The organism is Neopararhizobium haloflavum (genome assembly GCF_002750855.1).
In the GTDB taxonomy this organism is placed as follows: domain Bacteria; phylum Pseudomonadota; class Alphaproteobacteria; order Rhizobiales; family Rhizobiaceae; genus Georhizobium; species Georhizobium haloflavum.
Window position 1 is genome coordinate 56,643 of sequence record NZ_NWUC01000007.1, and the last position, 25,775, is coordinate 82,417.

25 protein-coding genes, 1 pseudogene and 1 other annotated feature are annotated in these 25,775 nt (G+C 60.3%); of the genes and pseudogenes, 9 read left to right on the forward strand and 17 right to left on the reverse strand.

Annotated features, from left to right (window positions below):
- Positions 1 to 82 precede the first annotated feature (82 nt).
- Positions 83 to 871 (forward strand): N-formylglutamate amidohydrolase, encoded by a 789-nt coding sequence (locus tag CN673_RS15330; RefSeq protein WP_157928915.1) that lies wholly within the window; start codon positions 83 to 85, stop codon positions 869 to 871.
- 221 nt (positions 872 to 1,092) lie between these two features.
- Here the strand turns inward: CN673_RS15330 and CN673_RS15335 are convergent, their stop codons facing one another.
- The 11 genes from CN673_RS15335 to CN673_RS15385 all read right to left on the reverse strand — a co-directional run bounded on the left by CN673_RS15335 (position 1,093) and on the right by CN673_RS15385 (position 10,677).
- Positions 1,093 to 1,695 (reverse strand): TetR/AcrR family transcriptional regulator, encoded by a 603-nt coding sequence (locus CN673_RS15335; protein ID WP_099867269.1) that lies wholly within the window; start codon positions 1,693 to 1,695, stop codon positions 1,093 to 1,095.
- Positions 1,696 to 1,705: 10 nt separating this feature from the next.
- Positions 1,706 to 2,545 (reverse strand): alpha/beta fold hydrolase, encoded by an 840-nt coding sequence (locus CN673_RS15340; protein ID WP_198586015.1) that lies wholly within the window; start codon positions 2,543 to 2,545, stop codon positions 1,706 to 1,708.
- Between the two features lie 2 nt (positions 2,546 to 2,547).
- Entirely contained in the window at positions 2,548 to 3,327 is a 780-nt protein-coding gene (locus tag CN673_RS15345) for an ABC transporter permease (RefSeq protein ID WP_099867270.1), read from the reverse strand.
- Positions 3,320 to 4,111 (reverse strand): ABC transporter permease, encoded by a 792-nt coding sequence (locus tag CN673_RS15350; protein WP_157928916.1) that lies wholly within the window; start codon positions 4,109 to 4,111, stop codon positions 3,320 to 3,322. The genes CN673_RS15345 and CN673_RS15350 overlap by 8 nt, the downstream gene beginning before the upstream one ends.
- 2 nt (positions 4,112 to 4,113) lie before the next feature.
- Positions 4,114 to 5,097, reverse strand: a complete 984-nt coding sequence (locus tag CN673_RS15355) for an ABC transporter substrate-binding protein (RefSeq protein WP_157928917.1) — start codon at positions 5,095 to 5,097, stop codon at positions 4,114 to 4,116.
- Positions 5,098 to 5,122: 25 nt separating this feature from the next.
- Complete coding sequence (locus CN673_RS15360; protein ID WP_157928918.1) at positions 5,123 to 5,884, reverse strand: ABC transporter ATP-binding protein; 762 nt, start codon at positions 5,882 to 5,884, stop codon at positions 5,123 to 5,125.
- Between the two features lie 271 nt (positions 5,885 to 6,155).
- Positions 6,156 to 6,569, reverse strand: a complete 414-nt coding sequence (locus CN673_RS15365; protein ID WP_099867274.1) for an aconitase X swivel domain-containing protein — start codon at positions 6,567 to 6,569, stop codon at positions 6,156 to 6,158.
- Entirely contained in the window at positions 6,569 to 7,795 is a 1,227-nt protein-coding gene (locus tag CN673_RS15370; protein WP_099867275.1) for an aconitase X, read from the reverse strand. Before CN673_RS15370 ends, CN673_RS15365 begins: the two co-directional genes overlap by 1 nt.
- Positions 7,796 to 7,820: 25 nt before the next feature.
- Entirely contained in the window at positions 7,821 to 9,146 is a 1,326-nt protein-coding gene (locus CN673_RS15375; protein WP_245409939.1) for a TRAP transporter large permease, read from the reverse strand.
- Positions 9,121 to 9,612, reverse strand: coding sequence for a TRAP transporter small permease (locus tag CN673_RS15380; RefSeq protein ID WP_099867276.1), 492 nt, complete (start codon positions 9,610 to 9,612; stop codon positions 9,121 to 9,123). Before CN673_RS15380 ends, CN673_RS15375 begins: the two co-directional genes overlap by 26 nt.
- A gap of 81 nt (positions 9,613 to 9,693) precedes the next feature.
- The gene (locus CN673_RS15385; RefSeq protein WP_099867277.1) at positions 9,694 to 10,677 is read right to left on the reverse strand and encodes a TRAP transporter substrate-binding protein; all 984 of its coding nucleotides are present in this window, start codon (positions 10,675 to 10,677) and stop codon (positions 9,694 to 9,696) included.
- A gap of 132 nt (positions 10,678 to 10,809) precedes the next feature.
- Here CN673_RS15385 and CN673_RS15390 point away from each other — a divergent pair, with 132 nt between their 5' ends.
- The 3 genes and pseudogenes from CN673_RS15390 (at position 10,810) to CN673_RS15400 (ending at position 14,351) form a co-directional block, all read left to right on the forward strand.
- Complete coding sequence (locus CN673_RS15390) at positions 10,810 to 11,604, forward strand: GntR family transcriptional regulator (protein WP_198586016.1); 795 nt, start codon at positions 10,810 to 10,812, stop codon at positions 11,602 to 11,604.
- 269 nt (positions 11,605 to 11,873) lie between these two features.
- Positions 11,874 to 11,929: a sequence feature (sul1 is cis-regulatory element that is thought to sense ions involved in sulfur or methionine metabolism; They are found in Alphaproteobacteria), on the forward strand.
- A gap of 76 nt (positions 11,930 to 12,005) precedes the next feature.
- Positions 12,006 to 13,486, forward strand: a pseudogene (locus CN673_RS15395) (SulP family inorganic anion transporter).
- A 13-nt stretch (positions 13,487 to 13,499) separates the two neighbouring features.
- On the forward strand, positions 13,500 to 14,351 hold the full coding sequence (locus tag CN673_RS15400) for a universal stress protein (protein ID WP_099867279.1): 852 nt from the start codon (positions 13,500 to 13,502) through the stop codon (positions 14,349 to 14,351).
- Between the two features lie 74 nt (positions 14,352 to 14,425).
- Here the strand turns inward: CN673_RS15400 and CN673_RS15405 are convergent, their stop codons facing one another.
- Both CN673_RS15405 and ampC read right to left on the reverse strand, forming a co-directional pair.
- A complete protein-coding gene (locus tag CN673_RS15405) occupies positions 14,426 to 15,391 on the reverse strand; it encodes a zinc-binding metallopeptidase family protein (protein ID WP_099867280.1) in 966 nt (321 codons plus the stop codon).
- Positions 15,392 to 15,886: 495 nt separating this feature from the next.
- Positions 15,887 to 17,053 carry a class C beta-lactamase gene (gene ampC / locus CN673_RS15410; protein WP_099867281.1) on the reverse strand — a complete coding sequence of 389 codons (1,167 nt, stop codon included), beginning with the start codon at positions 17,051 to 17,053 and terminating at the stop codon, positions 15,887 to 15,889.
- A 433-nt stretch (positions 17,054 to 17,486) separates the two neighbouring features.
- Between ampC and CN673_RS15415 the strand changes: the two genes are divergently transcribed.
- Positions 17,487 to 18,113 (forward strand): DUF938 domain-containing protein, encoded by a 627-nt coding sequence (locus CN673_RS15415; RefSeq protein WP_245409941.1) that lies wholly within the window; start codon positions 17,487 to 17,489, stop codon positions 18,111 to 18,113.
- A gap of 134 nt (positions 18,114 to 18,247) precedes the next feature.
- On the opposite strand, the gene CN673_RS15420 is transcribed toward CN673_RS15415, so the two are convergent.
- From CN673_RS15420 to CN673_RS15435, 4 genes are read right to left on the reverse strand one after another with little or no spacing between them, the layout of a single operon-like run.
- Entirely contained in the window at positions 18,248 to 19,450 is a 1,203-nt protein-coding gene (locus tag CN673_RS15420; RefSeq protein WP_157928919.1) for a threonine synthase, read from the reverse strand.
- Positions 19,447 to 20,235, reverse strand: coding sequence for a creatininase family protein (locus CN673_RS15425; protein ID WP_099867283.1), 789 nt, complete (start codon positions 20,233 to 20,235; stop codon positions 19,447 to 19,449). Before CN673_RS15425 ends, CN673_RS15420 begins: the two co-directional genes overlap by 4 nt.
- The gene (locus CN673_RS15430; RefSeq protein WP_099867284.1) at positions 20,232 to 21,368 is read right to left on the reverse strand and encodes an amidohydrolase/deacetylase family metallohydrolase; all 1,137 of its coding nucleotides are present in this window, start codon (positions 21,366 to 21,368) and stop codon (positions 20,232 to 20,234) included. Before CN673_RS15430 ends, CN673_RS15425 begins: the two co-directional genes overlap by 4 nt.
- 41 nt (positions 21,369 to 21,409) lie before the next feature.
- Entirely contained in the window at positions 21,410 to 21,775 is a 366-nt protein-coding gene (locus tag CN673_RS15435) for a RidA family protein (protein WP_099867285.1), read from the reverse strand.
- Positions 21,776 to 21,975: 200 nt separating this feature from the next.
- On the opposite strand from CN673_RS15435, the gene CN673_RS15440 reads away from it, so the two are divergent.
- From CN673_RS15440 to CN673_RS15455, 4 genes are read left to right on the forward strand one after another with little or no spacing between them, the layout of a single operon-like run.
- Entirely contained in the window at positions 21,976 to 22,854 is an 879-nt protein-coding gene (locus CN673_RS15440; protein ID WP_245409942.1) for a MurR/RpiR family transcriptional regulator, read from the forward strand.
- 11 nt (positions 22,855 to 22,865) lie between these two features.
- Positions 22,866 to 23,924 carry a D-TA family PLP-dependent enzyme gene (locus CN673_RS15445; RefSeq protein WP_099867462.1) on the forward strand — a complete coding sequence of 353 codons (1,059 nt, stop codon included), beginning with the start codon at positions 22,866 to 22,868 and terminating at the stop codon, positions 23,922 to 23,924.
- Between the two features lie 23 nt (positions 23,925 to 23,947).
- Complete coding sequence (locus tag CN673_RS15450) at positions 23,948 to 24,448, forward strand: TRAP transporter small permease (RefSeq protein WP_099867287.1); 501 nt, start codon at positions 23,948 to 23,950, stop codon at positions 24,446 to 24,448.
- 2 nt (positions 24,449 to 24,450) lie between these two features.
- The gene (locus CN673_RS15455; protein WP_099867288.1) at positions 24,451 to 25,731 is read left to right on the forward strand and encodes a TRAP transporter large permease; all 1,281 of its coding nucleotides are present in this window, start codon (positions 24,451 to 24,453) and stop codon (positions 25,729 to 25,731) included.
- The last annotated feature ends 44 nt before the right edge of the window (positions 25,732 to 25,775 follow it).

The window sequence follows — 25,775 nt, forward strand, 5'->3', positions numbered from 1 at the left end:
TTTCGACGTCAACCAAAAGATACATATTGTAAATGAATTGGTTCATTTGTACGGTTTGATACATTTATTGAGGAGGCGCGATGTGTCGCAGGACAGAGCCATTGGCACCCTTTTGCAAGAAGGCGATCCGGATCCAACTGAAATCCTGTACCGTGAGGCGCAGTCTGACTTCTTTTTGATTTGCGAGCACGCGGGGCGGATGATTCCCGGTGCGCTCGGCGATATGGGACTGGGTGAAGATGACCGGCGGCGCCATATCGCGTGGGACATCGGCGCACGCCAACTGGCGGTCGCACTGTCCCAACGACTGGGTTGCCCACTTTACATGCAGCGGTATTCCCGCCTCGTCTGCGACTGCAACCGGCGGCCGGATGTGCCGTCCTTCACGCCTGAGCGCAGTGAGGATACGATCGTGCCCGCCAATGTCGATCTTACAGCCGCACAGCGCCAAAAGAGGGCCGACGAGATATTCTGGCCATTTCATAACGCTGTTTCACAGGCATTGGGGCGACGAAAATCTGCGGGTCGGAAAACCAATCTCGTGACAATACATACCTTCACACCGGTATTCCAGGGTCGTACTCGACCGTGGGAGATCGGAGTCCTCTTCAATCGCGATCGCCGGTTCGCGCCTGCCATCGCCGAATGGCTGAAAGCGAACTCCGACCATATCATAGGCATCAACGAGCCCTATGCGGTCAGCGACGAAAGCGACTACGCCATTCCCGTCCACGGGGAAAATAACGGCCTTCCCTGCGTTGAGTTCGAGATTCGCAATGACCTCCTTTCGTCTGACGGATCGGTGGCCTATTGGTCCGAACTGTTGGAAAGAGCGCTTCGTGAAACGCGTCTTTCCTCTATTCGGTCGTAACGAGAACGCACGCAGATATTTCATTGACCTAGACCCGTCCAAGAGAACAAGTCCGGTATGCCGCCATGGTTCGGATCAGCAGGGTGTGATGGAAAGGAAGGGGTGCGGCTTCGATAGCGAAAGGCCAATTTCGCTCCAGAAACCGCAATTCGCAGATCACCCGCCTATCCAGCGAACGGTGAAGTACGCCCCTAATCGACGTCTCGCCGCGCCGGAAAGAGCTACCCACCCGACCTCGTCCCTTGAAGAAAAATCCTTACAGCCTGCTCGACCTGCCGTTCGATCTCGTCGTCATCGACGCTATCAAGGCAGCCGAAGAGCAGTTTGAGGCGCAGGGGTGATAGGACCATGCCCGAAAATTGTTCAGCCGCCAGTTTCGGATCATCGATTTTCAGAACGCCGCGCTCCCGCAAACGGGCGAAGTAGATGGCCAGCCCCTCATGCGCCACTTCCGGACCTGCCGCGAAATAGCGTCGGCCCAGTTCGGGAAACCGGCGCGCCTCGGCGGTGAAGAGACGGTGCATCGCGACGATGTCCGGTTGCAGGACGGCTCGCGCATAGGCGCGCGCATGATCGATCAGGGTTTCATAGACGTCACCGTCCCGACCGGGACCTGCGAGCGGCGCCAGAAGCCGGTCGCAGACGTCTTTAAGTAGGAAGACGAAAAGCTCTTCCTTCCCGCCGAAGTGACTGTAGATGGTCGGCTTGGAAACGTTCGCCGCGCGCGCGATCTCGTCCACCGATACGCCGGCGTAACCGTGATTGACGAAGAGATGGATGGCGGCCTCCCGGATCCGGCTCCGGGCCGCCCTTGGTGCCTTCATGGCAGTACCCTCAGCCACTTCGAACGCCGTCGCTGAGGGTCTTAAAGCGGCGCGGCTTCAGAAAGGACAACATGGCCGCATTGAATGCTTCGGGCTGCTCGATGTTCACCAGGTGTCCCGCATTGGGGATGATGGTGAGTTCGGCTCCGGTGATGCGGTCCGCGATATGCCTGCCAATATCGGGCGGCGTCAGCCGGTCGTCTTCGCCGACGATCACATGTGTGGGAACGCGGATATCCTCAAGCCTTTCATGATTGGGTGAGCGAACGGTGGCCTCGATCGACTTTATGTAACTCTCCTTGTGGAGAGCGGTCATGCTTTCGACAAGACGTTGATAGGCGGCTTCGGACGCCTTTGGGCCGATAAGCGTTTTGGCCACCGGTCCGGCGATATCTTTGGGTTCCATCCCGTTCATGAGCGGTTCTTTGCGAAGCCGTATAAACTCCGCCTTCTTTTCTTCCGAGAGATGGCCAAACCCTGGATGCGTGTCGATTAGCGTCAGCGACAGAATACGATCGGGGTATTTCTCTGCCAGATCCATTGCGATCCGCCCACCCATCGAGAGGCCCGCGATATGGGCCTTTGCCGCGCCGAAATGATCGAGAACCCGAATGACGTCGTGGGTGTAGTCCGAAAACTCCAGTGGCCCGTCATAATCGTCCGATCCTCCGTAACCGCGCGCATCCCAGGCGACGACATGGAAATGACGGGCCAGTTGAGAGATCTGCTCGGCCCAGTTGGTGCGGTTGCCTCCGATGCCGTGCATCAAAAGCAGCAATTCTCCAGAGCCGGCGTGATCGACACAGATCCTTGGCGCCGACCCGATCAAATCGGTCTTGATGTCGCTCATGGTCACTCTCCCTTGTTGAACGAATATTGGCGCGCCAGCGGCCGCAGTAACAGCGCATCGACCGTGCCGAAAATCAGGACGATCGCTAGGCAGCAGGCAAAGACGAGCGCGGCATCGGCCCGGATCTGGCCCTGCATCAACAGATATCCGAGTCCAGACGACGCCCCGAACAGTTCGGACACCAGCGCCACCTTCCAGGCAATTCCGTAGGCGATCCGCAAGGACGCGATGAAGAAGGGCATCATCAGCGGCAGCGTCACTTTCATGAACATGAGCCGCCGCGAACGCGTGAAACTCCGACCCATTTCCGTGAGCTCCACATCCGCCTGCTTGAGGCCGGACAGGATGCCGATCAGACAGAACGGCAGCACGATCGCCACCTGGATGAAGATGACGGTCAGGTTGGAGATACCGAACCAGATGACCGCGAGGATCGCCCAACCCACTGAGGGAAAGCTATTGAGAAACGTCAGAAGCCGCCGTTCTACGGTCTCGTCGAGGATGGGGAACGCCCTTGTCAGAAGCGCCAGGGCCATGGCGATCGTCATGGCGATCGTGACGGCGGCACCGATCCGCAAGAAACTGATGACGACATGGTCGAAAAGTCGCGGGTCGCTGACGAAAGCGACGAGCTTCCAAAAGACGGCATCGGGCGTCGGCATCACAAATGCCGGCAGGCCCTGGGCGAAGAACCACCAAGCGACGATCATGAAGATCACCGAGACGTCGGCGACGCCCCATCCGATCAAGCTCTGGTAGCGGCTCAGCGGCTGTTCAGTCACGCGAGAACCTCCGAGCGATCCGGCGCTGCATCGGAGCGAACACGGTGACTTCCACGAGATAGACGAAGGCGATGATGAAGGCGATAATCGCGAAGATTATCTCGGTGTCGAACTCCTGCCTGGCGACGTTCAACTGGTAGCCAATGCCCGCGTTGCCGCCGAACAATTCGGCCGTCAGAACAACCTTCCACGCCACACCGAACGATGTCCTCAGTGTGGCGAAGAAGTAAGGTGCCAACATCGGCAGCGTGAGCAAGCGAAAGTGCATCCAGCGATTGCGTGTGAGACTTCTGCCCAGTTCCCTGATCTCGCCGTCCAGTTCTATCAGGCCGGTGCGAATGTTGATGACCGAAAACGGAATGAGGATCATCGTGACGGCGAAGATCACAGTCGTTGAATTCACACCAAACCAGAGTATCGACAGGAACAGCCAACCAATGCCCGAGAACGCATTGAGGAATGGTGTGATCCGCCCGTCGATCAGGCGTCGCAACGGCCACAGGGACTGCGCAGCCATGGCAAGTGCAAGGCCGATCACGAAAGCCAACCCGATCGACGATACGACATGAAAGAACGACATCATCAACTGGCGGCGTAGCGTGGCGGTTGTCACAATCTCCCACATGCCAGCGGCGACCAGCCCCGGTCCCGGAAGCTGGTAGGCGGGAACGGTCTGACTGTAGAGCCACCAGAGGCCGAGAGCCGCGAGACTGAAGCCATGCGCGACCCACTTGCCCCGCCGCCGCGTTCGGGCGACGGGCATCTGACTGGTGGAGATTGCCACCGCTATTCCGTTTCGCGCACTGTGTCTGCCCAGACGGCGTCTTCTGCCGGTTCGACCTCTTCTTCGAGGACGCCGAGTTCTTTTGCTTCGCGCCATAGAATGTCGATGGCTTCGATGTCCTGATCAGAAACAAGAACAGGAATGCTCGAAAAGGATGAGAACCAGGTTTCGAAGAACTGAGGGTCAATCCCTTCCTGCTCGCCGACGGCTGCGAAGACCTCGTCAGGGTTTTCGAGCGCATAGTCGACGGAGGCCCTGACAAGGCGCAGGAACTCCTGATAGACTTCCGGGTCCGCCGCCAACTTGTCGGAATAGCCCGCAAGCACGGCGGACACCATGCGTACGCCGAATTCTTCCGTCAGGGCCTCGCCGGCCTTGGCGATGGAGCGGAAATCACCGGTCTGCATCGCCTCATAGGCTTGGGCGTGAATGAGCGTTGCTGCATCGACATTGCCGGAGGCAAGCGCCGCCGGCATCGCAGGAGCAGGCATCTCAACGAACTCGACGCTGCCTCCCGTCGTCGCGACATCGAAGTCCCAGGCGTTGGCCATGGCGATACGGATGAGCGTGATGCCCGCAGAACCTATCGAGTAAACCGCAAGGCGGCGTCCTTCCAGGTCCTCGATGCTTTCGATGTCGCTGTCGGCGTCGACCCAGATGTCGGCGCCCTGACCGGATTCGTGGTAGCGCAGACCAACGCCAATGATTTCCAGTTCGAGGCCGCGCGCATTGCCGCGAGGAATGGCCATCGCGGCCGTTTCAATGACGTCATAGGTCCGTGCCGCCGTCGCCTGGATCAACGCAGGAATGTCGAGAGGCTGCGCCTCCACCTCGATCGTGTCGGATGTCACCAGACCTTCGCGCATTGCGTAGAGCGCCGCCTCGTGGCTCGGATCGGCAAGATAGCCGAATGTAACGGTACGCTCCTGCGCGTGTGCCGGGCTCAACACGAAGGCCGCCAGAAATGCCAGTGCAGTTCGTTTCATGGTTCCGTTCCCCTTTATGTGTGTTTCAGATCTTGGCTTCACCGAGTTCATCGAACAGGGCGATCAGTTCGTTGCGTCTTGCAAGGAGTGCCCGGTCGACCAGGACCTCACGCGGACGTGGATGATCGACACCAAGGACTGCCTGGATACGGCCCGGCTTGTTAGAGAACACAACGATGCGGTCCGCCAAATAGAGCGCCTCGTCCATGTCGTGCGTGACGAAGACGACGGTCTTGCCCGATCCCGTCCACAGCTCAAGAATCTGGTCACGCAACCGGACGCGAGTGTTCGGGTCGAGGGCCGAAAACGGTTCATCCATCAGGATGATATCGGGATCGAGCGCAAGAGCGCGAGCGATGGAAACGCGTTGCTTTTCGCCGCCTGACAGCATCACTGGCATCTTGTGAAGGTCCCGCCCGAGACCGACCCTTTCCATCTGGCGTCGCGCCCGGTCCTCCCGTTCATTTTTGGGCATGCTGGGATGCCGCAGCTCAAGGCCGAACGCGGCGTTCGACAGCGCGTCCCGCCAAGGCAGCAGCCGCGGTTGTTGGAAGATGAATGCGATCTGGTCCCAACTGCGCTCTGGCGGTAGCCCGGATATCTCGATCGTGCCGCGCTGCAGGGGCAAAAGGTCCCCCATCAAGCGAAGCGCCGTCGACTTGCCGCATCCTGACGGACCGAGAAGGCAAACGAACTCACCTTTCTCCACCGCGAACGAAATGTCGTCGTAGATGGCCACGCCGCCGAGATCGAGACCGATCCGGTCAAATCGGATAGCTGGCTGCACTTCACCCTCCGACTTTACTACTCGGTTTAGTAAAGTCGCCGCTTGAGCGCTTGTCAATCAATAACGACGGGCTTCAAGCGTTGGCTGCAGCTTGGCCAGTTTAGCACGCTTGATCGTGGGTGGGATGGCGCTCCAATGCGTGACGCGTCTACTGGCCGATGATCGAAACCCATGACACGCGGTATTTACAGAAGATACCTTGGCAAAGACTGCCTGTTTGAGAACGGCTCCTGTCTTCAGCTCACCAGTTAACAAGTCATCGACAGGTGCATCAACCGCTGCGTAGGATGGTAACCTCTCCAACCGATGGATCGACGATCAATCGGTCGCCAGTCCTGATGAGGTCGGTCACATCGCCGTCGTCGAAACGATCGCACATGGATAAGTTTGCTAATGCTGCGCCCTGCGCAAGAATGGTGTTGGCGCGATTGAACAGGATCGCCGCCGGAAACAGCCCGCGCTCCTTCATTTCGTGCAGCATCCAGGCGGACGCGACCCCACCCTTCGCGGTGTCGAAGACCAAAACCTTTCCATGGTAGCTTTCACCGGCGAGTGCGTGGTCTGGCCTGGAAAACACGCCCTTGATCCTGTCGAGATCGTATCGCGCAGAGAAATTGTCCTTCGCGACCAACGCGTCTGCCTCAACCTTCTCGCCCATTCCAACATGGCATTTGAGCGTCTTCATCAGGCGACCTCCCCCTTGATTGCAGCGGCAATACAATCTTCCATACTCGCCAGCGCCGGCTGGTAACCATAGCCGCCGAGAATGTTCACGATCTTGGCAGAGTTACTCAGCAGACGGGTCCACCCATTGGCTTCGCCGATCTCCCGAGCGAAGCCGTTGTAGAAACACGTGCCGACAAGCACCTTGCCCCCTGCCGTCTCGATCTTTTCGACAAATCCCATCCGGATCGCGTCCGGATAGACCTGTGGCGCGGTGCAGATGAGCACTGGCACCGAGAAGCTTGCCCCCGCGCTGAGTTCGGCCAGCCGGCGCATTTCGACGAGGCTGAGCTGGGGAGCTGCGAAGACTACCACGTCGAGCTTGTCGCCCTTGCCGCCAAAGCGCGAACGCATGGCACCCATCATCTCATTTGTGAGTTTCTCCGGTGTCAGCCGGCCGCCGCCGCACGCTGCGATGGTAGGCGCCTCGGGAGTGATACCCACCAGATGAAAGAGCGGCGTCGAACCATAGCTCGCCATCGCCGCACCCAGATGCTTCATCTCGTCAGAGGTCGGCATCACCTCAAGGCCCTCGATTACCGGCACTTCCCAATAAGAACCCGCCGTCTTTCCGGCCACTGCGCCAAGGACGCCCCAGTCCGTCAGACCTCGAGGTTGCTCACTGACGACGAAACGCCGGGTCGCACGTCGATTTTCATCGAGGTGCAGGCCATAGCGGGGCGTTCGGCCGGTCAGGCCCGCCGCAAGTGCGGAGGGGCCACCCTCAAAATTGGAGCGCGCGCCGCATGCGGAGTTGGCGTAAATGACAACACCGGTATCGCCGAATGCCACGTGCTCTCCGCGAATGGGCGGCATGATCGTCTGGTAGTTGATGCATGTGTCGGTCATCATGACGCCCATGCGGCCAAGCGCGGCAATGATGCGCCGCTCCAATGTTGCCATCTCCTCGGTCTGACCGATGGGACTATAATGATTGAGATCGACGCCGCGTGGATCTGTTATAGTGGGTATCTCAACGACGGCACCCTGGGCAGCAAGGTTTTCGAGAAACTCCGCGCCGCCTATTCCTACCGCTTCAGGATCGCCCATCATGTGGGCTTGGGAGACGGGAACAAGATCCTCCGCATCAAATAGGCGACCCACCTTGATCTGGTGGTCCATGGCCCATTGCCGAGCGGGACCAAGGTCACCGGCCAGCATCGCCTGTTCTTCGTCATTGAGTTTCATTGAAGCACCTTCTTGATGGTCGCAATCATTTCATCTGGTTGGGCAGCCAAGTAACGATCTCCGGGAAGAAATAGACCGCGTAGAGCATGGCGATCTGGATGAGCAGGAATGGCAGCGCCCCGCGCGCCAAGGTCCAAAGATCGATTTTGGAGATGCCGTGTATGGTGAAGAGATTGACGCCGATCGGCGGTGATATCTGCGCAATCTCCATGGCGATCGCGGCAAATATCCCGAAGGCGATGGGATCCATCCCAAGTTCCATCGCGACCGGAAAGAAAATCGGAATCGAGATCAGCAACATGGCCGCGCTCTCAAGGAACATGCCGAGCACGATGTAAGCGAGAATCATCAAGGTGACGGCATAGAAGCCGCTGGCGTTTTCTATGATCGCGCTGGCGATCGCTTGGGGTACCTGCTCGAATGTCAGGAAATGCGCAAAGTACTGGCCAAAAACGATCAACATGAAGAGCATGGTCGTCGTCGCCGTCGCGACCAGCGCGGCGTTGTAAATCTTGGCAAGCGACAGTCGCTTTTGCGCCAGCCCGAGTGCGATCACGTATATGACAGAAAGAGCGCCGACTTCTGTTGGAGTAAAAATGCCCGTGTAAATAGCGGCGATGATTACGACCGGCAGCAGGACCACTCCGAGCGAACGCAGAGTGATACGCAGCTTCTCGTCCATTGGCATCGCGTGAGCCACTTTGACCCGCGGACGCGAGAAGCAGACATAGATACCAAAGAGGGTCATCATGATGATGCCAGGAACAACGCCGCCGATAAAGAGCTGACCAATCGATGTCTCGGTGATGACGCCGTAGAGAATCAATGGGATGGACGGCGGTATGATGATCCCTAACGTCCCGCCACCGGCGACAAAGCCGCCAGCACGGGCCTTGCCATATTTCTCTTCAAGTAGAAGCGGGATCGCAACCAAGCCGACAGTCGCAGCGGTTGCCACTGAGGACCCGGATATCGCCGCGAAAATGCCGCAAGCGATTATAGTTGCTACGCCCAGTGAATTGGGAATCGAGCCTGCCCACGCTTTCGTCACCTGGAACAGATCGCGCCCGGCATCCGTGCGCTGCATGATCGTGCCGGTAAAAATGAAGAGCGGAAGAGCTACAAGCTCGAATATGGATGCGCCCTGCCATGACGTGTTGATAAAGTTTCGCAGCGCATGAAACGGGTCCTCGATCATCAACGCCGCGACAAATGCCGCAAGGCCCATCGAAACGAAAACCGGCACGGAGAGCGCCATAAAGAGGAAAAGAAGCGCGATCCCGATATAGCCGATATAGTTGAAGAGAAAGTCCTCGATCATCGGCTCAATCCCCTGAAACCAGATGCGCATCAGCGACGATCTCGCCGGTGATCATCTGAACGAGTGTCTGAAGGAACAGACCAATCCCGCCGAGCGGCATGGCGAGTCCGGGAATCCAAAGCGGAACCTCGAGAAGTGTCGCCGAAACAATCTCGTTCTGGAGCTGGTACCAGACGAAGTAGATGCCGGCGCCAATCAGCAACGCTGCGAAGGCCAGCGTGGCTAGCTGAGCAATTAGGTCGAAGAGCCAACGTGTCTCGTGGAAGATGTCAGGCAGAAGGGTCACCCGAAAATGCGCCCCAGTCTGAACTGCCAGCACGTTGCCGAGAAAACCCAGAAAAACGAATGCATATAGCGTCGTTTCAAAGACCCAGATGGTGGGCGCGCCAAAGGAACGCGCTATGGCTTCATAGGCGATCGGCAAACTGAGCACGATCATCAGCGCGATCGATACGAACGTCATGGCCTTACCGATGAGACGCGCAAGCGATACCATGGCCGAATAACTCCGGGGTTGTCTGGAGAGTTAAGTTGAAGGGGCTGGACGAGCCGGCCGACGGCTCGTCCATAAGACCGACTACTCGGCGGCGATGATCGCCTGCACTTCTTCCGAATAGGCTTCCTTCGCGGCAGCCGAGAGGGGCTCCAGCGTCGATGCGAACGCATCCCACAGATCGCTGCCAGGATCGAGAACCGTCACCTGATTGCCATGCGCCTCGACCTCATCGAGAAGCTTCGAAAGGTCATCAATGGCAAATTGCTGCATGTGGTCGCGCGCCTCGGTTGCCGCTTCCATCAACGCTGCCTGCAGGTCCGGGGAAAGAGCTTCAAACCGATCCTTGTTCATGACATAGGCGTGAATGAGTCCCCCCATTACTCCATTGGGGGCGAACATGCTTTCCGTGACCTCGTAGTGCTTCAGGCCAACGGCACCCCCTAACCCCCCAAGGGCGCCTTGCACGGTCCCGCGCTGCAGTCCGGAGTACACGTCCCCGACGCCCATGATCGTCGGTGCCGCACCGAGAGCCTGTACAGCTTCTCCGGATCCTTTGGAGAAAACGCGGATCGCTTTTCCTTCGAAACTCTCGGGCCCCGTTACTTCAAAGTTAGCTGACAGGACGGGCGGGCCGATGTCGAACATGGCGAGCAGAACGGCCCCTTCTTCGCGGAGCTTTGCGTCGAAATAATCGAACACAGGCTTACCCGGCTTCACATTCTCAAGGGTCCACTCCATCGACTTGTCCCACAGCGGCGTCGTTAGAATGCCAACGTCGGGTATGCGGCCAGACCAGTTGTCGAGCGTCGTAAGAGATATATCGACACTGCCTTGCGGGACGGCGTTGGAGACAAACTGTTGTTTGACCATTTCGCCGGCCTCGAACGTACGCAGCCGGATCTCGCCATCCGTTTTCTCTGTTAGCTTCTCTTCGAAAAGCGGAACAAACTCTTCCACCTGATAGTGCTGCGGACTTCCCCAGGTCGAAAGCGACAGCCTTTCGGCCGAATGCGCGGTCACTGCTGCGACGGCAACAGCGAAACCAGCAAGAAATGCGATCTTCATCGGCTCCTCCCAAAACAGCCGATCCTCCCGATCGACCAATTACTATATCGTAATAACACCATAGCAATCTTGTGTGGTCAAGCCGCTCATGTGATAGTTCGCGACAGGACAACGATCAGGAGTGGACTGACCATGGCAGGGGGAGACGCGGCACGGGAATTGTCGGGAGAATTTGTCCGACGCTACTGGCCGGAAAGCGACGAACTGTCGAAGCATGAGCGGCTGCAAAAAGCCTTTGCCGATTCGATCGCAGACGGTTTCTGGAAAGCTGGCATGCGCTTGCCCACGGAGATGGAACTCGCCCAGAGCACACCATGCAGTCTCGGAACGGTGCAGCGAGCACTACGTGCTCTGTCGCAAGCCGGGCTGATAGAACGGCGCCGCGGCAGTGGATCTGTCGTGGCCGACATGCGGGCAAAGATCGATGACCCGTGGCATATACGATACGTCGATCCCGAGATCGAGGGTGGCGGCTATTATCCCGTGGAGACCCGCGTGCTGGACCGTCAACTCACAGGCCGGGCAGGAACGTGGTCTGAGCCTCTCCGCCAGCGCGGTGCCCAAGTCGTAAAGATCGATCGAATTTTCACTGTCGATCAGCGCATCGACATCTATTCGGAGTTCTATGCGCTAGAAGAACGTTTTCCCGAGTTTGCGGAGATCGAACTCGCTCAGCTCAATGGACTCAATTTCAAGCGCATGCTTTCGATGGAACACGGCATCCCGTTTCATCGCATGCGCCAGCGATTGCGCTTCGAAGCCCCCCCGCCCCATGTCACTAAGTATGTCGAAAACGGCACGGGAGGTATCGTACCGGTCCTCAATGTTGTGGCGCTCGCGCCCAATGGCGAAGCGAACTACTACCAGGATTTTTACCTGCCACTCAAAGCGGGCGAACTTGATCTGGGTTTTGCGACACGTAACTGAATGTTTTCATGCATGGCGACGGCACTGAAAATGAATAGTCACCTATCCTGATCGCCGATACCCTGATTTCCCCCAAGGCGTATCCCCCACTTGGTAAAGGGATAGGTGTCGAGCGGCATCAGAACCCCGGCAAGGAGCTCACCAACGGTCCGGCGTAAGATCGTCTTTACCACCGAGATAGCCACAACCCAGCAGCAACCATTTCGCTTCATGGCGACTGCATCAAGTGTTGCGCATCGTCCTGGTCACGGGCTAAGAAGCGCCATCCATCAGGACCCGGTGCAATTCCGGGTGGCTCTTCCGGCCGCCGATCCGCCGGACAACTAGATCAATACCGTCATCCGGTGCGACCTTTCCTTGAGAACGGCCGCTGGTTTGGTTCTTTCATCATCTGGAATTTCATGACCTCCTTGTCCGCCTATCGCGCGCAATGGTTTGGCAATGTGCGCGGCGACCTGCTCGCCGGGCTTGTTGTTGCCCTCGCGCTCATTCCCGAAGCCATCGCCTTCTCTCTCATAGCCGGTGTCGACCCGAAGGTCGGGCTCTACGCTTCGTTTTCCATCGCCGTGCTCATTGCCTTTGTCGGTGGCCAGGCATGATCTCGGCTGCGACAGCCGCGACGGCGGTTTTGATGGTCACGCTGGTCCGCGATCACGGGCTCGAATATCTGCTGGCAGCCACTGTGCTGGCGGGCCTTCTGCAAATCGTGGCTGGCCTGATGAAGCTCGGCTCGGTGATGCGTTTCGTTTCGCGCTCGGTGATGACGGGCTTCGTCAACGCGCTGGCCATCCTGATCTTCATGGCGCAGATACCCGAACTCGTCGGCGTGCCGTACCTGACCTATCTGATGGTCGCCGCCGGCTTGGCGATCATCTATCCCTTTCCCTATGTGACCAAGGCTGTTCCATCCCCGCTGGTCTGCATCATCGCCCTGACCGCAGTTGCAGTCGTCTTCGGTTTCGATGTGCGCACCGTCGGCGACATGGGGGAGTTGCCCGCAACGCTTCCGGTCTTCTTGATCCCGGACATCCCCCTGACATTCGAGACGCTGCTGATCATCCTGCCCTATTCGGCCGCCGTCGCCGTCGTGGGGCTGCTGGAATCGCTGATGACGGCGCAGATCGTCGATGACCTTACCGACACCGCATCAGACCGCCATCAGGAATGCATCGGACAAGGAATCGCCAACGCGGCCACAGGCTTCATCGGCGGCATGGCCGGCTGCGCCATGATCGGTCAGTCGATCATCAATGTGAAATCCAGCGGTCGCGGCCGTCTTTCGACCTTCGCCGCCGGCGTCTTTCTCCTGTTCATGATCCTCGTTCTGGGCGATCTTGTCAGTCAGATACCGATGCCGGCGCTCGTCGCGATCATGATCATGGTGTCGATCGGCACATTCTCATGGTCGTCAATCGTCAACCTGAAGGATCACCCGCGCTCCTCCTCGCTCGTCATGCTGGCCACGGTCGTCACGGTCGTCGTCACGCACAACCTCGCCTATGGCGTGCTGATCGGCGTGCTGCTTTCGGGCATCTTCTTTGCGTGGAAGATCGCGCAGCTCTTCCGCGTTTCGTCTGGCTTGAGCGCTGACGGACGCCATCGGACCTATGTGGTCGAAGGCCAGCTCTTTTTCGCCTCTGCAGAAGACTTCATGGCTGCCTTCGACTTCAAGGAGGTGCTGGAAAAGGTCACCATAGACGTCTCGCGGGCTCATATCTGGGACATCTCCAGCGTGGCAGCTCTTGATATGGCCGTGCTGAAGTTCCGCCGCGACGGCGCCGAGGTTGAAATCGTCGGCATGAATGAAGCCAGCGAGACGATCGTTGACCGCCTTGCGGTGCACGACAAGCCCGGCGCGCTCGACAAGCTGATGGCGCATTGAGGAGGAGCAAAACATGACAGAGAAACTGATCGCCTTGGTCGATGGCTCGGTCTATTCCACGAGCGTGTGCGAGAACGCAGCCTGGATTGCCAGGCGCACTGGCGCCCCGGTCGAGCTTCTCCATGTGCTGGGACGCCGCCAGACGGCAAGCTCGGACTTATCCGGATCCATAGCTCTGGGCGCGCGGAGCGCACTGCTTCAGGAACTCTCAAGCCTTGATGAGCAACAGGCGAAGCTCGCGCAGAGGCGCGGCCGTGCGATCCTTGAAGATGCGGAAGCGATCTTGCGGGCCGCTGGCGTCGAAACAGTCACCGCCCGTCTGCGTCAAAGCGATCTGATCGAGGCGGTCGCCGAAGTCGAGGCGGGTTCGTGGGGGATCGTGATCGGCAAACGCGGCGAGGCCGCGGACTTCGCCAAACTGCATCTCGGCTCCAATCTGGAGCGCATCGCTCGCTCGGCAACCAAACCCGTCTTCGTGGCGGCACGTGCGTTCCGTCCCGTCACCAAGGTGCTGATTGCTTATGATGGCGGACCGAGCGCGACGAAAGCGGTGGATCACATCGCGCGCGCGCCGCTGTTAGCAGGTCTCGACATCCGCCTTTTGACAGTGGGAAACGACACGCCCGATCTGCAGCGCCGACTTGAAGACGCGCAGGCAACGCTTCGCACTGGAGGCCATGAGGCAACCATCGAAATCGCTGCCGGCCAGCCGGAAAAGGTTATTTCCGATATCGCGGAACGCGACGCCATCGACCTTCTCGTCATGGGCGCCTATGGGCACTCGCGAATCCGAGCCATGATCATCGGTTCGACCACCGCCGTGATGATGCGATCCTGCAAGGTTCCGGTGGTGCTGTTTCGCTAGTCAGGAATCCGCTCCAGCGAAAGTGAACATTGAAGCTGGCGCATCGCCACCTGCCCCCGTATCGGGGTTGATTATCATCGGCCCTGCGCGCCGCGGCGCAGCCAATCGTGCACGAAGGCGAGCTTGCGCAGCGCGTCCTTTGACAGAACGAACGGGTAGATATCCGACAGCCCCATGGACCGGTTGATGTTGTTGACGCCCACGGTGAGCGATGCGGCAACATGGAGAAGGCGCTCGGCATCAGGTTCCGAATAGGGTTCCCAGGCCGGGCCCGGCAGTTCCGGTGACGTGAACCCTGCTGCGACGAAACTGTCGGCGATATCGGTCAGGTGCAGCAGATGGGCGGCCGTCTCGGCCCAGTCCTCGTGCGGATGCGCGGAGGCATAGGTCGTCAGGAAGCGTTCTCTCCAATCCGAGGGCGGGCCGTCGCTGTAGTGGCGCTGGAGAGCGGCGGTGTAGTCGGCCCGCTCATCGCCGAACACCGACCGGAAGGCCTCAAGGAAATCCTCGCGCAGGCCGAGTCGCCACCAAAGCATATGCGCGATTTCGTGGCGCATGTGGCCAATCATCGTGCGGTATGGCTCATTCAGCGCCTCCTGGCGTGTTGTGCTCAGCACGCGATCGGCTTCCGCGACGCTGATCGTCACCACACCTTCGGCATGTCCCATAAGCACCGGCGCCCTGCCTTCGGCAAGCATGTGAAAGACCGGCGGCACGCCCGGATCCTCTGGCCGGAACCAGTTCCACTGGCCGAGATTGTCGAGCACCCACCGCTTGGCGGCTTCGGTCAGCGCCCAGTTCGGCATCGCGTCGAGGATTTCAGGATCGGGCGCGAGCTTGGTCATCGCGCATGACCGGCAGAAGGCACCCTCCTCGGGGGCGATCCAGTTGCACCCGATCACCTCCCGGTTGGCACAGAAGGGCGGCATTGGAATGAATGCCCTTGCCTGCGGATCGTAGGCAACCGGTGTGCCGTCGGACACGGCGAGGTTATCGAACCAGAGAGACCCCTGCCCGATTGGGTTGGAAAAAACACGCATTCAGCAATGTCTCCGATATACGGCGGCTTGAGGGATGGCGCGGAGGTAACTGCTTCGGCGAACCGTCGTTCCTTGCGCTTGGTAATGTTTCTCCGCTTGAGCACTGAGTAGTCCGCACTTCACAAGATCGCCCGTTCCGATGGAGATATTGGTTCGGCTTGCCATGTCTGCTTCAGGCCACTAACCGTGGCCCCGGCAGCTACCGATACGCGGCGCAGAGTGGGCTCTACGAAGGCTTGTCGCTGCCGACCCGAGAGGATCTCAAGACGCTGGCAACGGCGGATGGGATGGCGGACATGCCAGTTCCGGTTTGCTTGAATAGAGAGCTGCCGTGCGGCTGTCGTCGCCCGAGGACGTTCAGACTAACTCCGCGCCATACTACAACGATCCATCTTGCCCGCGCAAAATCACTGAAGCCGCGCGACCCTCTAGCAATGCGATGACAGCGTCGATCCCTCGGTGACCGAGCCGCCTGCTCGTCAATTGGACCGGCTGTCAGTGCGCCGCAAACCCCGGATCAAGCTCAGACAAGATGGCGTACGCGGTCTTGATCCGCAGCGGGTTCGACCAAAAGCGGTTCGCGAGCATCACGATGGCCGTCCCGCGTTCGGGCGAGTAAAGGGCGTAGGCACCAAAGCCGCCCGTCGATCCAGTCTTGCTCACCGTTCCAACGAGGCTTCGGTCGCTAACCAGACCGTCGACGGTCTCGACGCTGTTTGGCTCCAGCACGAACGCAGGATCTGCACCTTGAAGAAGGTCGGAAAGGCGTGCGGGTGCGGGATATAGCTCCCATCCAAGACCCTGATGCATCGCGTTCATGCGGTAAACGCCGGAGCGCGCAGTCCGGAGCCCTTCGGCCAGCGAACCCGTTCCAGCCGACTTGAACATCGACGCTTCCACGAACCGAAGGAAGTCCGCCGCCGTGGTCTTGATGCCGTAGGCTTCTTTGTCGAAGAGGCCGGGCTTGACCCTTACAGGTTTGTTATCCCGCGTGTAGCCTTGCGCGTAATCCTGAGCGCCCTCGTCGGGCACGGTCAGGAAAGTGTCGGTGAGCTCGAGGGGTGCCAGGACCTTCGCGCGCAGAAGCTCGCCGAAAGGGCGCCCAGCGGCCTTCGCCACCAGGTGACCGAACAAGCCGATGGATGGGTTGGAGTAGAGCCGGCTCTCGCCGATCGTCGTGCTGGGTTCAAATCCGCGATACCAATCCGCGAAGTTGCTCTCATCGACACCCCCGGGAAACTGCAGCGGCAAGCCGCCAGCATTGTAGGTAGCAAGTTCCAGAAGGCTCGCGCCTCCGATTGGATTGCCCTGGAGTTCCTTCATGAGATTCTGAGCCGAGGCGGAGAGATCCACGGCTCCTTCGGCCTGAAGGACTGCTCCGAGCGTTGCTGTAAAAGGTTTCGACAGCGAGCCAATCTCGAAGATAGTGCGATCGTTCACGGCGACTTGGGTTTCGCGCGAGGCGACACCGTAATGAAACACGTGTCGCTGGCCGGCAACCAGAACGGCGACCGACATGCCGGGAATGCCGTGCTCGGCCATCACGGGCTCGACGGCTGCGTCCACGACGGCTTGAAATTGGTCGTCTGCATGGGCGGGGATGGCAACAAACAGGGCGACGACGGCCGTAAGAGACGCCGACGACAAAAATGCAAAGTTCATATGAAACTCCAACGACACAAACGTTTCCCCGCCACCGCCGATCCGAGGTCAGCTAGGAAACCTGAGCTAGAGCGATGCTCAGGGGATCGTGGCATCAAGAAGGCCACAGGCGGACCGTCGGACGGTCCTCCTCTGCCTCTGCGTCAGAGGTGTTTTCGTCCCAACCCGCCCTGCGAATCCATATGCCGCTTTCCTCGCTGCCGATAACGCCGCTATCATGTCGTGATCGAAATCCTTGCGGACCGACGAACGAGTTTGAAATCATTCATCTTTAGGGCGGGACAATGAGCATACGGGTGAAGCCCACTCCCTCCGGACGATCACGATCCAGAACGCGACCATCGTCCTGATCGCCCGAGACCATTTTCCTCATGGAGGGACGGAGTTTTTTGATACAGACATTCTTCGGACATCCGCAGAGGGAGGAAGTCGATTGCGAAACGAGGAACTGGACGTCTCTCCGGACAAGCGCCCTGTCAGCCCGTCGGCCGAACGCAACAAGGGACCCATCGCCGATGTTCTGAAGCGCGTCCTGCCCAATCGTGGCCTGGTGCTCGAAATCAGCAGCGGGACAGGTCAACATGTCGTGCATTTTGCACGCATGATGCCGCACCTCACGTGGCAGCCCAGCGAAAGCGACGAGCTCTGCCTCGAATGGATCAAGCAGTGGATCGCGGCTGAAGCGCGCGAAAACATTCTACCCCCGGTGCGCCTCGACGTGACCGAATTGCCCTGGCAGGCTGGACCTGCGGCGGCGGTCGTTTGTCTGAACATGATTCACATCGCCCCATGGTCTGCCACGGAGGGACTCGTTCGCGGTGCGCAAGCCGTCCTTGGCCAAGGCGGCATCCTTTCCCTCTATGGTCCATATCTGCGAAGCGGTGTGCACACATCGCCGAGCAACGTGGCGTTCGACCGCGAGTTGCGGTCGCGCAATCCGGAATGGGGTTTACGCCATGTCGAGGATGTCACCCGTTGCGCTGCGTTGCACGGGTTTGGGCAACCGGAACTCCATGAGATGCCCACGAACAATCTGTCGCTCGTATTCCGCAAGCACTGAAGTCGACCCGCAGCCTTCTCGCGACAGGACCGGATAGAGTACGAAAAAGAATGGTCCGGCTTTCGCCCTCCCATTGGACCAACTGCCGCTGGACGTATGAGCCGTGATAGGTGCAACGCGATACCTTTTGCCCATCAAATAGCATTCAGATCGGCGTTCGCTGGATAGTCGTTAGGGGCGGTGCGTACGCTAACCCAAGACATGTCCTTTAGCCCATGGCCGGTCGTCACAGCGAGTATCCGCTCGTCCTTCTCGATCAGTCCAATCTCTAACAATCTGTCAATAGCTGCGATGGGAACGGCTGCGCTAGGCTCGACAAGAATGCCTTCGGTCGTGGCGAGCAGTTCTGCGCCGGCGCGGATCGCATCGTCATCGACGGCCATCGCCGTTCCATCATGGCGGCGTATCCAATCGAGTGTATAATCTCCGTCCCGCTCATAGCCCTCTAGCGTGTCGTTAAGCGCCGACGCGATTGTCGCGCGGTGTGCCCAAGTCTCTACTGGACCACCGTAAGCGAATGCACGGGCGATGGGCGCACAGGCCTCCGCCTGAACCGCTATCGGGCGCGGGATACTTGTGACAATCCCGGCAGCCATCAGACGGAGGTACCCCTTCATTATGCCGGCTAGCAGGGGCCCGCTGGATATAGGCAGGAGGATGACATCCGGCTCCAGTGCGGCGATCTCGTATGTGATGGTCGCATAGGCATCGACACCGTACGGGTTGTGATATGTGGTCGTCAGATTCACCCAGCCCTTCTCCCGCGATAGCTGGTCGGCCAGGCGGCAGCAATGCGCAGTATTTCCGTCGATTGTCACGAGCTGTGCGCCCGTCGCCGCGATCTGGCGCAATTTCGCCTCTGGCGCCGTCGCCGGCACAAAAACGACGAGCGGCAGGCCTGCGCGTGCAGCATAGGCCGCGCTCGACGCGCCCGCATTGCCGCTGGAGGAAAGCACGAGACCAGGTTTCTCGTACTGTCGCGCCAAGGATGTCGCGAGTGCGATTGCCCGGTCCTTGAACGAGCCCGTCGGCATGATCGAGTCGTTCTTGATCCAAAGATCCCGAAGGCCCGTCTTATCCGCCAATCGCGCTGTCGCCAGAAGCGGCGAAGCTCCTTCGCCAAGTGTGATGCGGTTTTCTGGATCGCAACTTGGTAGATGTTCCGCCCAGCGCCATATACCCGTCGCTTCACCTCCGGTCGCACGACCAGATGGCGCTGCGAGTTCGAGATCGAGAATGCCGCGACATGCCGGGCAGGTCGACGGCACGTCTTCGATAGGCGTTTTTGCGCCGCAGGCGGTACAGCGGAGCGTTTCGCGGTTCGGCGAACTGCTCACGGAGCTTCTCCGACAAGTCTGCGCGGCCGCGCCGCCTTGAGGTCGCGAACGACCATTCGCAATGCATCGATGACCGTTTCGGTGATCCGCGCGCCTTTTTCCGCGCTTGCTTTCGACGGATCGCCCACCGTACCCGTACCACCAGACTTTTCATGCATCGTACGGAAAAGCAACGCGCGGGCAGCGTGCAGCATATCCTCCTGCGCCCATTCATGGGTTGCGACATGCGACATGGTGGTGATCTGGTCTTGCCGAACCTTGTCGGGGTGCGCCAGCATCATGACCGACGTTTCGAATTCGCACGCATGAGCCACACCCCCGTGCGCACTCTCCTGCAACGGTTCGAGCGCCTTTCCGGCAAGCGTCCACCATGTTGACATCACAACGTGGCAGTGACGGTGCCGTACACCGATCTTGTCGGCAAGCACATGGCCGATCGCCCGATTGCCGCCGTGGCTGTTGAAAATCAATATCCGGTCGAATCCATGCGCGATCACCGATTCCAGAAGGTCCGCCGCATAGGCGAGGAAGGTCTCGGATTGAACGGTAAGCGTTCCGGCAAAATCCATGTGGTGCTGCGAGCACGCGACACGGATCTGCGGCAGGATCAGCATGTCCTCGCCGAAACGCGTCTCGGCTTCAGCCAAGAAATGGCTGCCGATGTCGCAGTCTACCGAAAGCGGCAGGTGCGCGCCGTGCTGCTCGACGGCGGCGATCGGCAATATGACCGGCATGCGCCGGTCGAGCCCGGCGAATTCGGTGGTGGCGAGCCTATCCCAGATCATTTCGGGTACCACCATTCTCCGCCGACCACGACGCCTTCGGCCATCAGCCGCTCCTTCACCGTCAACACCTCACCTTCCACATCCTCCAGCCTGTGCTCGCCCGCGACGAGCGAGAGGATGGACGCATCCCCGACCGCGCCCTTGCGGAAGGTCCCGAGTTCCGGTCGGTCGATCGCTTCCGCGGCCTTCACCGTCGAGCGCGCTATCACCTCGTCGAGCGGCATGCCGAGGCCGAGGAACTTGCTCATCGTGGTAAGCTGATCGTAGGCCGGGCCTTCCAGGCAGAAGGCGTGGACGTCGGACGAGATTGTGTCCGGCGGGAAGCCTCCGGCGAGCATGGCCCGCGCGGTACGGTAGGAGAACGATCCCATGCCGTGGCCGATGTCGAAATAGACGCCGCGCTCGCGCGCCGCCAGCACCTCGTCCTTGATCGTCCCGTCGCCCCTGACGGGTGAATTTGGGAACGGCCGGAAGCAATGGGTCAGCACGTCGCCCTTGCGCAACTTGGCGACGACCGCCTCGTAGGAGGGCGGCGGCTCGTCGATGTGGCACATGACCGGCAATCCGGTCTCGTCGGAAAGGCCGAGTGCGACGTCGAGCGGCGCGATGCCCTGCGGGCCGCTGGCGTGCCGGCCGATCCTGACCTTGATGCCGACGATCACGTCGCGGTTTTCCTCGATGACCCGGCGCGCGTGGTTCGGGGCCATGAGCCGGAAATCGTGGCTCTCCCCGACCATGACGACCGGGTCGAACCCGTAGATGCCGGCAAACGACACGTGCAGATAGACGAGGATACGCGTTTCCGACGGTTCGATGACGTGCTTACGGAAGCCGGCGAAATTACCGGGTCCCGCGCTGCCCGTGTCGATGCTGGTGGTCACCGCGCTGGTGCGCGCGAATTCCTCGGCATCGATCCCTAGCGACGTCCCGCCCCAATAGACGTGTGTGTGCAGGTCGATGATGCCGGGTGTGACGATCTTGCCGGTCACGTCCCGGACATTGTTGGTAAGCTGCGCCAGACCGTCCTCGACGGCCACGACGTTGCCGTCGGCAAACCCGACGTCGGTAACAGCGTCGATCGATTGCGAGGGATCGACGACGCGGCCGCCGGTGAGGACGAGATCAAATGTCATCTGGTGTTCCTGGCCTTTGTTTCGAACGCCGACTCCGTGGCTTATAAGGGCTTGTACGCGACGGCCTCGACCTCGATCTTGATGTCGACCATCAGGCGCGATTCCACGGTCGTCCGCGCCGGCGGATCGCTCTCGAAATAACTCCCATAGACGTTGTTGAACGCCCCGAAGTCGCGCGCGTCCTCCAGCCAGACGGTCGTTTTGACGACATCGGCGAGTTCGGCGCCGGCAAGAGCGAGCGCCGCCTTCACGTTTTCCATCACCTGCTTCGTCTGCTCCTCGATTCCGCCGACCACGATGCTGCCGTTCGCACCCGCCGGCACCTGACCGGATATGTAGACGAAGTCTCCCGCCCGCACCGCTGGCGACAGCGGGACATGCGCCTTTCCGAAAGTCTGCTTGTTCATTCTCGAATGCCTTTCTCTTGTGAGAGCCTAGCCGCCCAGTACGCCCAACCATGCAATTAATTTTCTTACATATTCGCCGCATAAGCCGCAATATCGGTTCAAAATCATCAGATTTAATGTTGCTTTTTTACATTTTGCCTGTCAAGCTTTCATCGAGAGCAGCCGGAAAGGCGCCGCAGAAACGGCTTCGGGAGCATCGCTTGACCACAACGGACATCGTCAATCGACTTCGCATTTGGGCGGCCGACGGCAGCAAGGCCGAACGCCGCCTTGCCGAGATCATCCTGTCCGATATCGAGTACGCCTCGCGCGCGCCGATCGCCGATCTTGCGCTGCGCGCCGGCGTCAGCGAACCGACGGTGACACGCTTTTGCCGCTCGCTTGGCTGCGAGGGCGTGCGCGACTTCAAGTTCAAACTCGCCCAAGTCCTGGCGATCGGCGGGCTCTACCTCTTCCCCGAGCCGCTGGTACGCGACGAACGCGATGCTCGCGTCGTCGATGCCGTTGCGGAGGGTGCGGCGTCTGCCATCCAGCGCGTTCGCGACATCACCGACATGGACACCGTCAACGCCGTCGCCGAAATGGCGGTCGAGGCCGGCCAGATATGCGTCTTCGGATCCGGCGGCGTCTCATCCCTCGGTGCCGTGGAGATGCAGAATCGCCTCTTCCGTCTCGGCCTCTCGGTCGTCGCCCAGACCGATGGGCAGATGCAGCGCATGCAGGCGGCGGTCTGCGACAAGAAATCCCTCGTATTCGCCATTTCCGCCTCGGGACAGGCGACCTCGATCATCGAGTCTGTGCGCGTTGCGCGCCAGTACGGCGCACGCACCGTCGCCATCACCAACCCCGACTCCGATCTGGCGAAGGAGGCGGAGGTCTGCCTTCCCTTCATCATCGCGCCCGACACCCAGCTCTACAAGCCCACGGCCGGCCGCTACTCGCTGCTCTTCATCATCGACCTGATCGCCATGACGACGGCCGAGCTGATCGGCCCGAGCGTGCTGGAAGGTCTTCGCCGCATCCGCATCAGCCTCTCCGGCCTCAACATGAGCGATCCCGGCCGGCCGGTGGGCGACTAGAAGGAGCGACGATCTTGACCCTGGACGATATCGAAACCCCGGCAGTGCTGCTCGACCGCGAGCGCGTCGAACGCAATCTGCAAAAGGCGCAGGCCTATGCAGACAGCCACGGCCTGAAGCTCCGCCCGCACATCAAGACCCACAAGCTGCCCCACCTCGCCGCAAGGCAGGTCGAGCTCGGCGCATGCGGCATCACCTGCCAGAAGCTCGGCGAGGCGGAAATCATGGCCGATGCCGGACTTTCCGACATTCTCCTGACTTTCAACATCGTCGGCCCGGCCAAACTCAGGCGCCTCAAGGCACTGGCCGAGCGCGTCACGCTGGCCGTGACTGCCGACAGCGCGGCGACTATCGACGGGTATGCCGGGACGTTCCGCGCCGAGGCGCCGCTTACCGTCTTCGTGGAATGCGACACCGGCATGGGGCGCTGCGGAGTCCCGACAGCCGACGAGGCACTGGCCCTTGCGCAACGCATCGATGCAGCGGAGGGCCTGCATTTCGGTGGACTAATGACCTTCCCCGCCGCAGGAAAACCGGACGAGGCCGCCAGGTGGCTGGACGAGGCGTGCCGGAAATTGAAGACCGCCGGGCTGGACGTGCCGGTGGTCACAAGCGGCGGAACGCCGGACATGTGGCGCGCCCACGAGGCGGAGGTCGTCACCGAATACCGGCCCGGCACCTATATCTACATGGACCGGTCGCAGGTGGCGCGCGACGCCTGCACGTTCGACGAATGCGCCCTGCACGTCCTGGCGACCGTGGTTTCCGCGCCGACGCCGGATCGCGTCGTGCTCGATGCCGGCTCCAAGACGCTGTCGAGCGACACGCTCGGCCTCGAAGGCTTCGGCTTCATCCCGGCCTACCCGGAAGCGCGCATCGCATCACTCAGCGAGGAGCACGGGGTGGTGGACGTCTCCGCCTGCGAAAGGCGTCCGGCGATCGGAGACCGCATCGAAATCGTCCCGAACCACGCCTGCGTGGTGACGAACCTGTTCGACGAAGTCCATTTCGTCGGCAGCAACGGTCATGTCGAACGCGTGCGGGTGGCCGCCCGCGGCAGGGTCGACTGATCGGCAACAGCGAGGAACCTTCCATGAGACGAACGGCGGCGACCATTAGTGATCGAGTGAACCGGCTGGTCGAGATCATTCTGATCGTTCTCATGGCCGCGCTGGTCATCGACGTGTGGATCGGCGTGGTCGACCGCTACTACTTTCACTGGCAGTTCAACTGGCCCGAGCCGCTTGCGCGCTACCTGATGATCTGGACCGTGCTGCTCGCCATCTCGACCGGCATCGTCCGGCGCGAGCATATCGGCCTGACGATGCTCACCGACCGCCTGCCCGTCCCCGCGCGCCGCGCGGTGCTGATGCTCTCCGACTTTATCACGCTGCTGCTGTTCCTCTACCTCTTCTGGTACGGCATCGGCTTCGCGCAGTCGGGCCAGACCCGCATGGCGATGATCTTCGGCATGACGCTGGCGCCTGCCTATTCGGCCATTCCAGCGGCCGCCGGCCTTGCGGCGCTGCAGATGGCCCTCGTCATGATCCGCGACCTCGGCGGCTATCACCTCGAAGAAAACGCGGAGCTCTGATCATGCTCGTCGGCCTCGCCTTCGTCGTCCTCTTGCTGATCGGAACCCCGATCGGCTTCTCAATAGGCATCGCCGGGCTGGTCGGCGTGGTGCAGATGGGTGGCGGACAGTTCCTCGCCATGGGACCGAGCCGGATGTTCAACAGCCTGGACATCTTCCCCTTCCTGGCGATGCCGTTCTTCATCCTCGCCGGCGAGCTCATGAACCATGTCGGCATCACCCAGCAGCTCATGCGTTTCGCGCACGTGCTGGTCGGCCACTTTCGCGGCGGCCTGGCGCACGCGAACATGGTCGCGTCTGTGATGTTCGCCGGCCTGACGGGAGCCGCGACCGCCGATGCCGCCGCCTTCGGCAAGACGCTGGTGCCGGAAATGGTCCGACAGGGCTACCGGCGCGACTATGCCTGCGCCGTGACCGCCGCCGGCTCGATCATCGGACCGACGATCCCGCCCTCCGGCATCATGGTGGTCTACGGCTCGATCATGGGGGTTTCGATCGGTGGCCTCTTCGCTGCCGGCATCCTTCCCGGCCTTTTCATCTGCATCGTCTGCATGGCGGTGATCGCGCTCGGCGCATCCCGCAACAATCTCCCCAAGGCCGAGAAGCGGGCCACCATCATGGAGGTGGCGCGGTCCTTCCTGAAGTCAATCGCCGCGCTCTTGATGCCCGTCATCATCCTCGGCGGCATTCTCGGCGGGGTGGTCACTCCCACCGAAGCCGCCTCCGTCGCCGTGGCTTATGCGCTGGCGCTCGGTTTCTTCGTCTATCGCAACATCTCCCTTCCCGCGCTCTGCCACATGCTGCTGCGCACGGCGATCATCAGCGGCGTCATCTTCGTGATCATCGGCTTCGCCAGCACGCTGGGCTGGTGGATGAGTTTCAATCGCGTGCCGCAGGCGATAGCCGAGATGCTGCTCTCCATTTCGGAGAACCGGCGGGTCCTCATTCTCCTGATCATCGGCCTGCTGCTTGCCATCGGCATGATCATGGACGTGACGGCGATCCTCATCATCCTCGCACCTGTTCTTGCTCCCCTCGGCGCGCAGATCGGGTTCGATCCCATCCATGCCGGGCTCATCTTCATCATCGCGCTGAACATCTCGCTGATGACGCCGCCCGTCGGCGCCTGCCTCTTCGTGCTGTCCTCCGTCACGGGGGAAAAGCTGGAGCGCATAGCGCTCAAGCTGTGGCCGTTCCTCATCGCCGAAGTTGCCGTCCTCATCCTGTTCGCCTTCTGGGAGGACCTGGCGATGTTGATCCCGCGCTGGCTCGGTTTCGCCTGACGCGGACCTCTAAAAGGCGATTGCCTGAAACAACGAGAATGAAG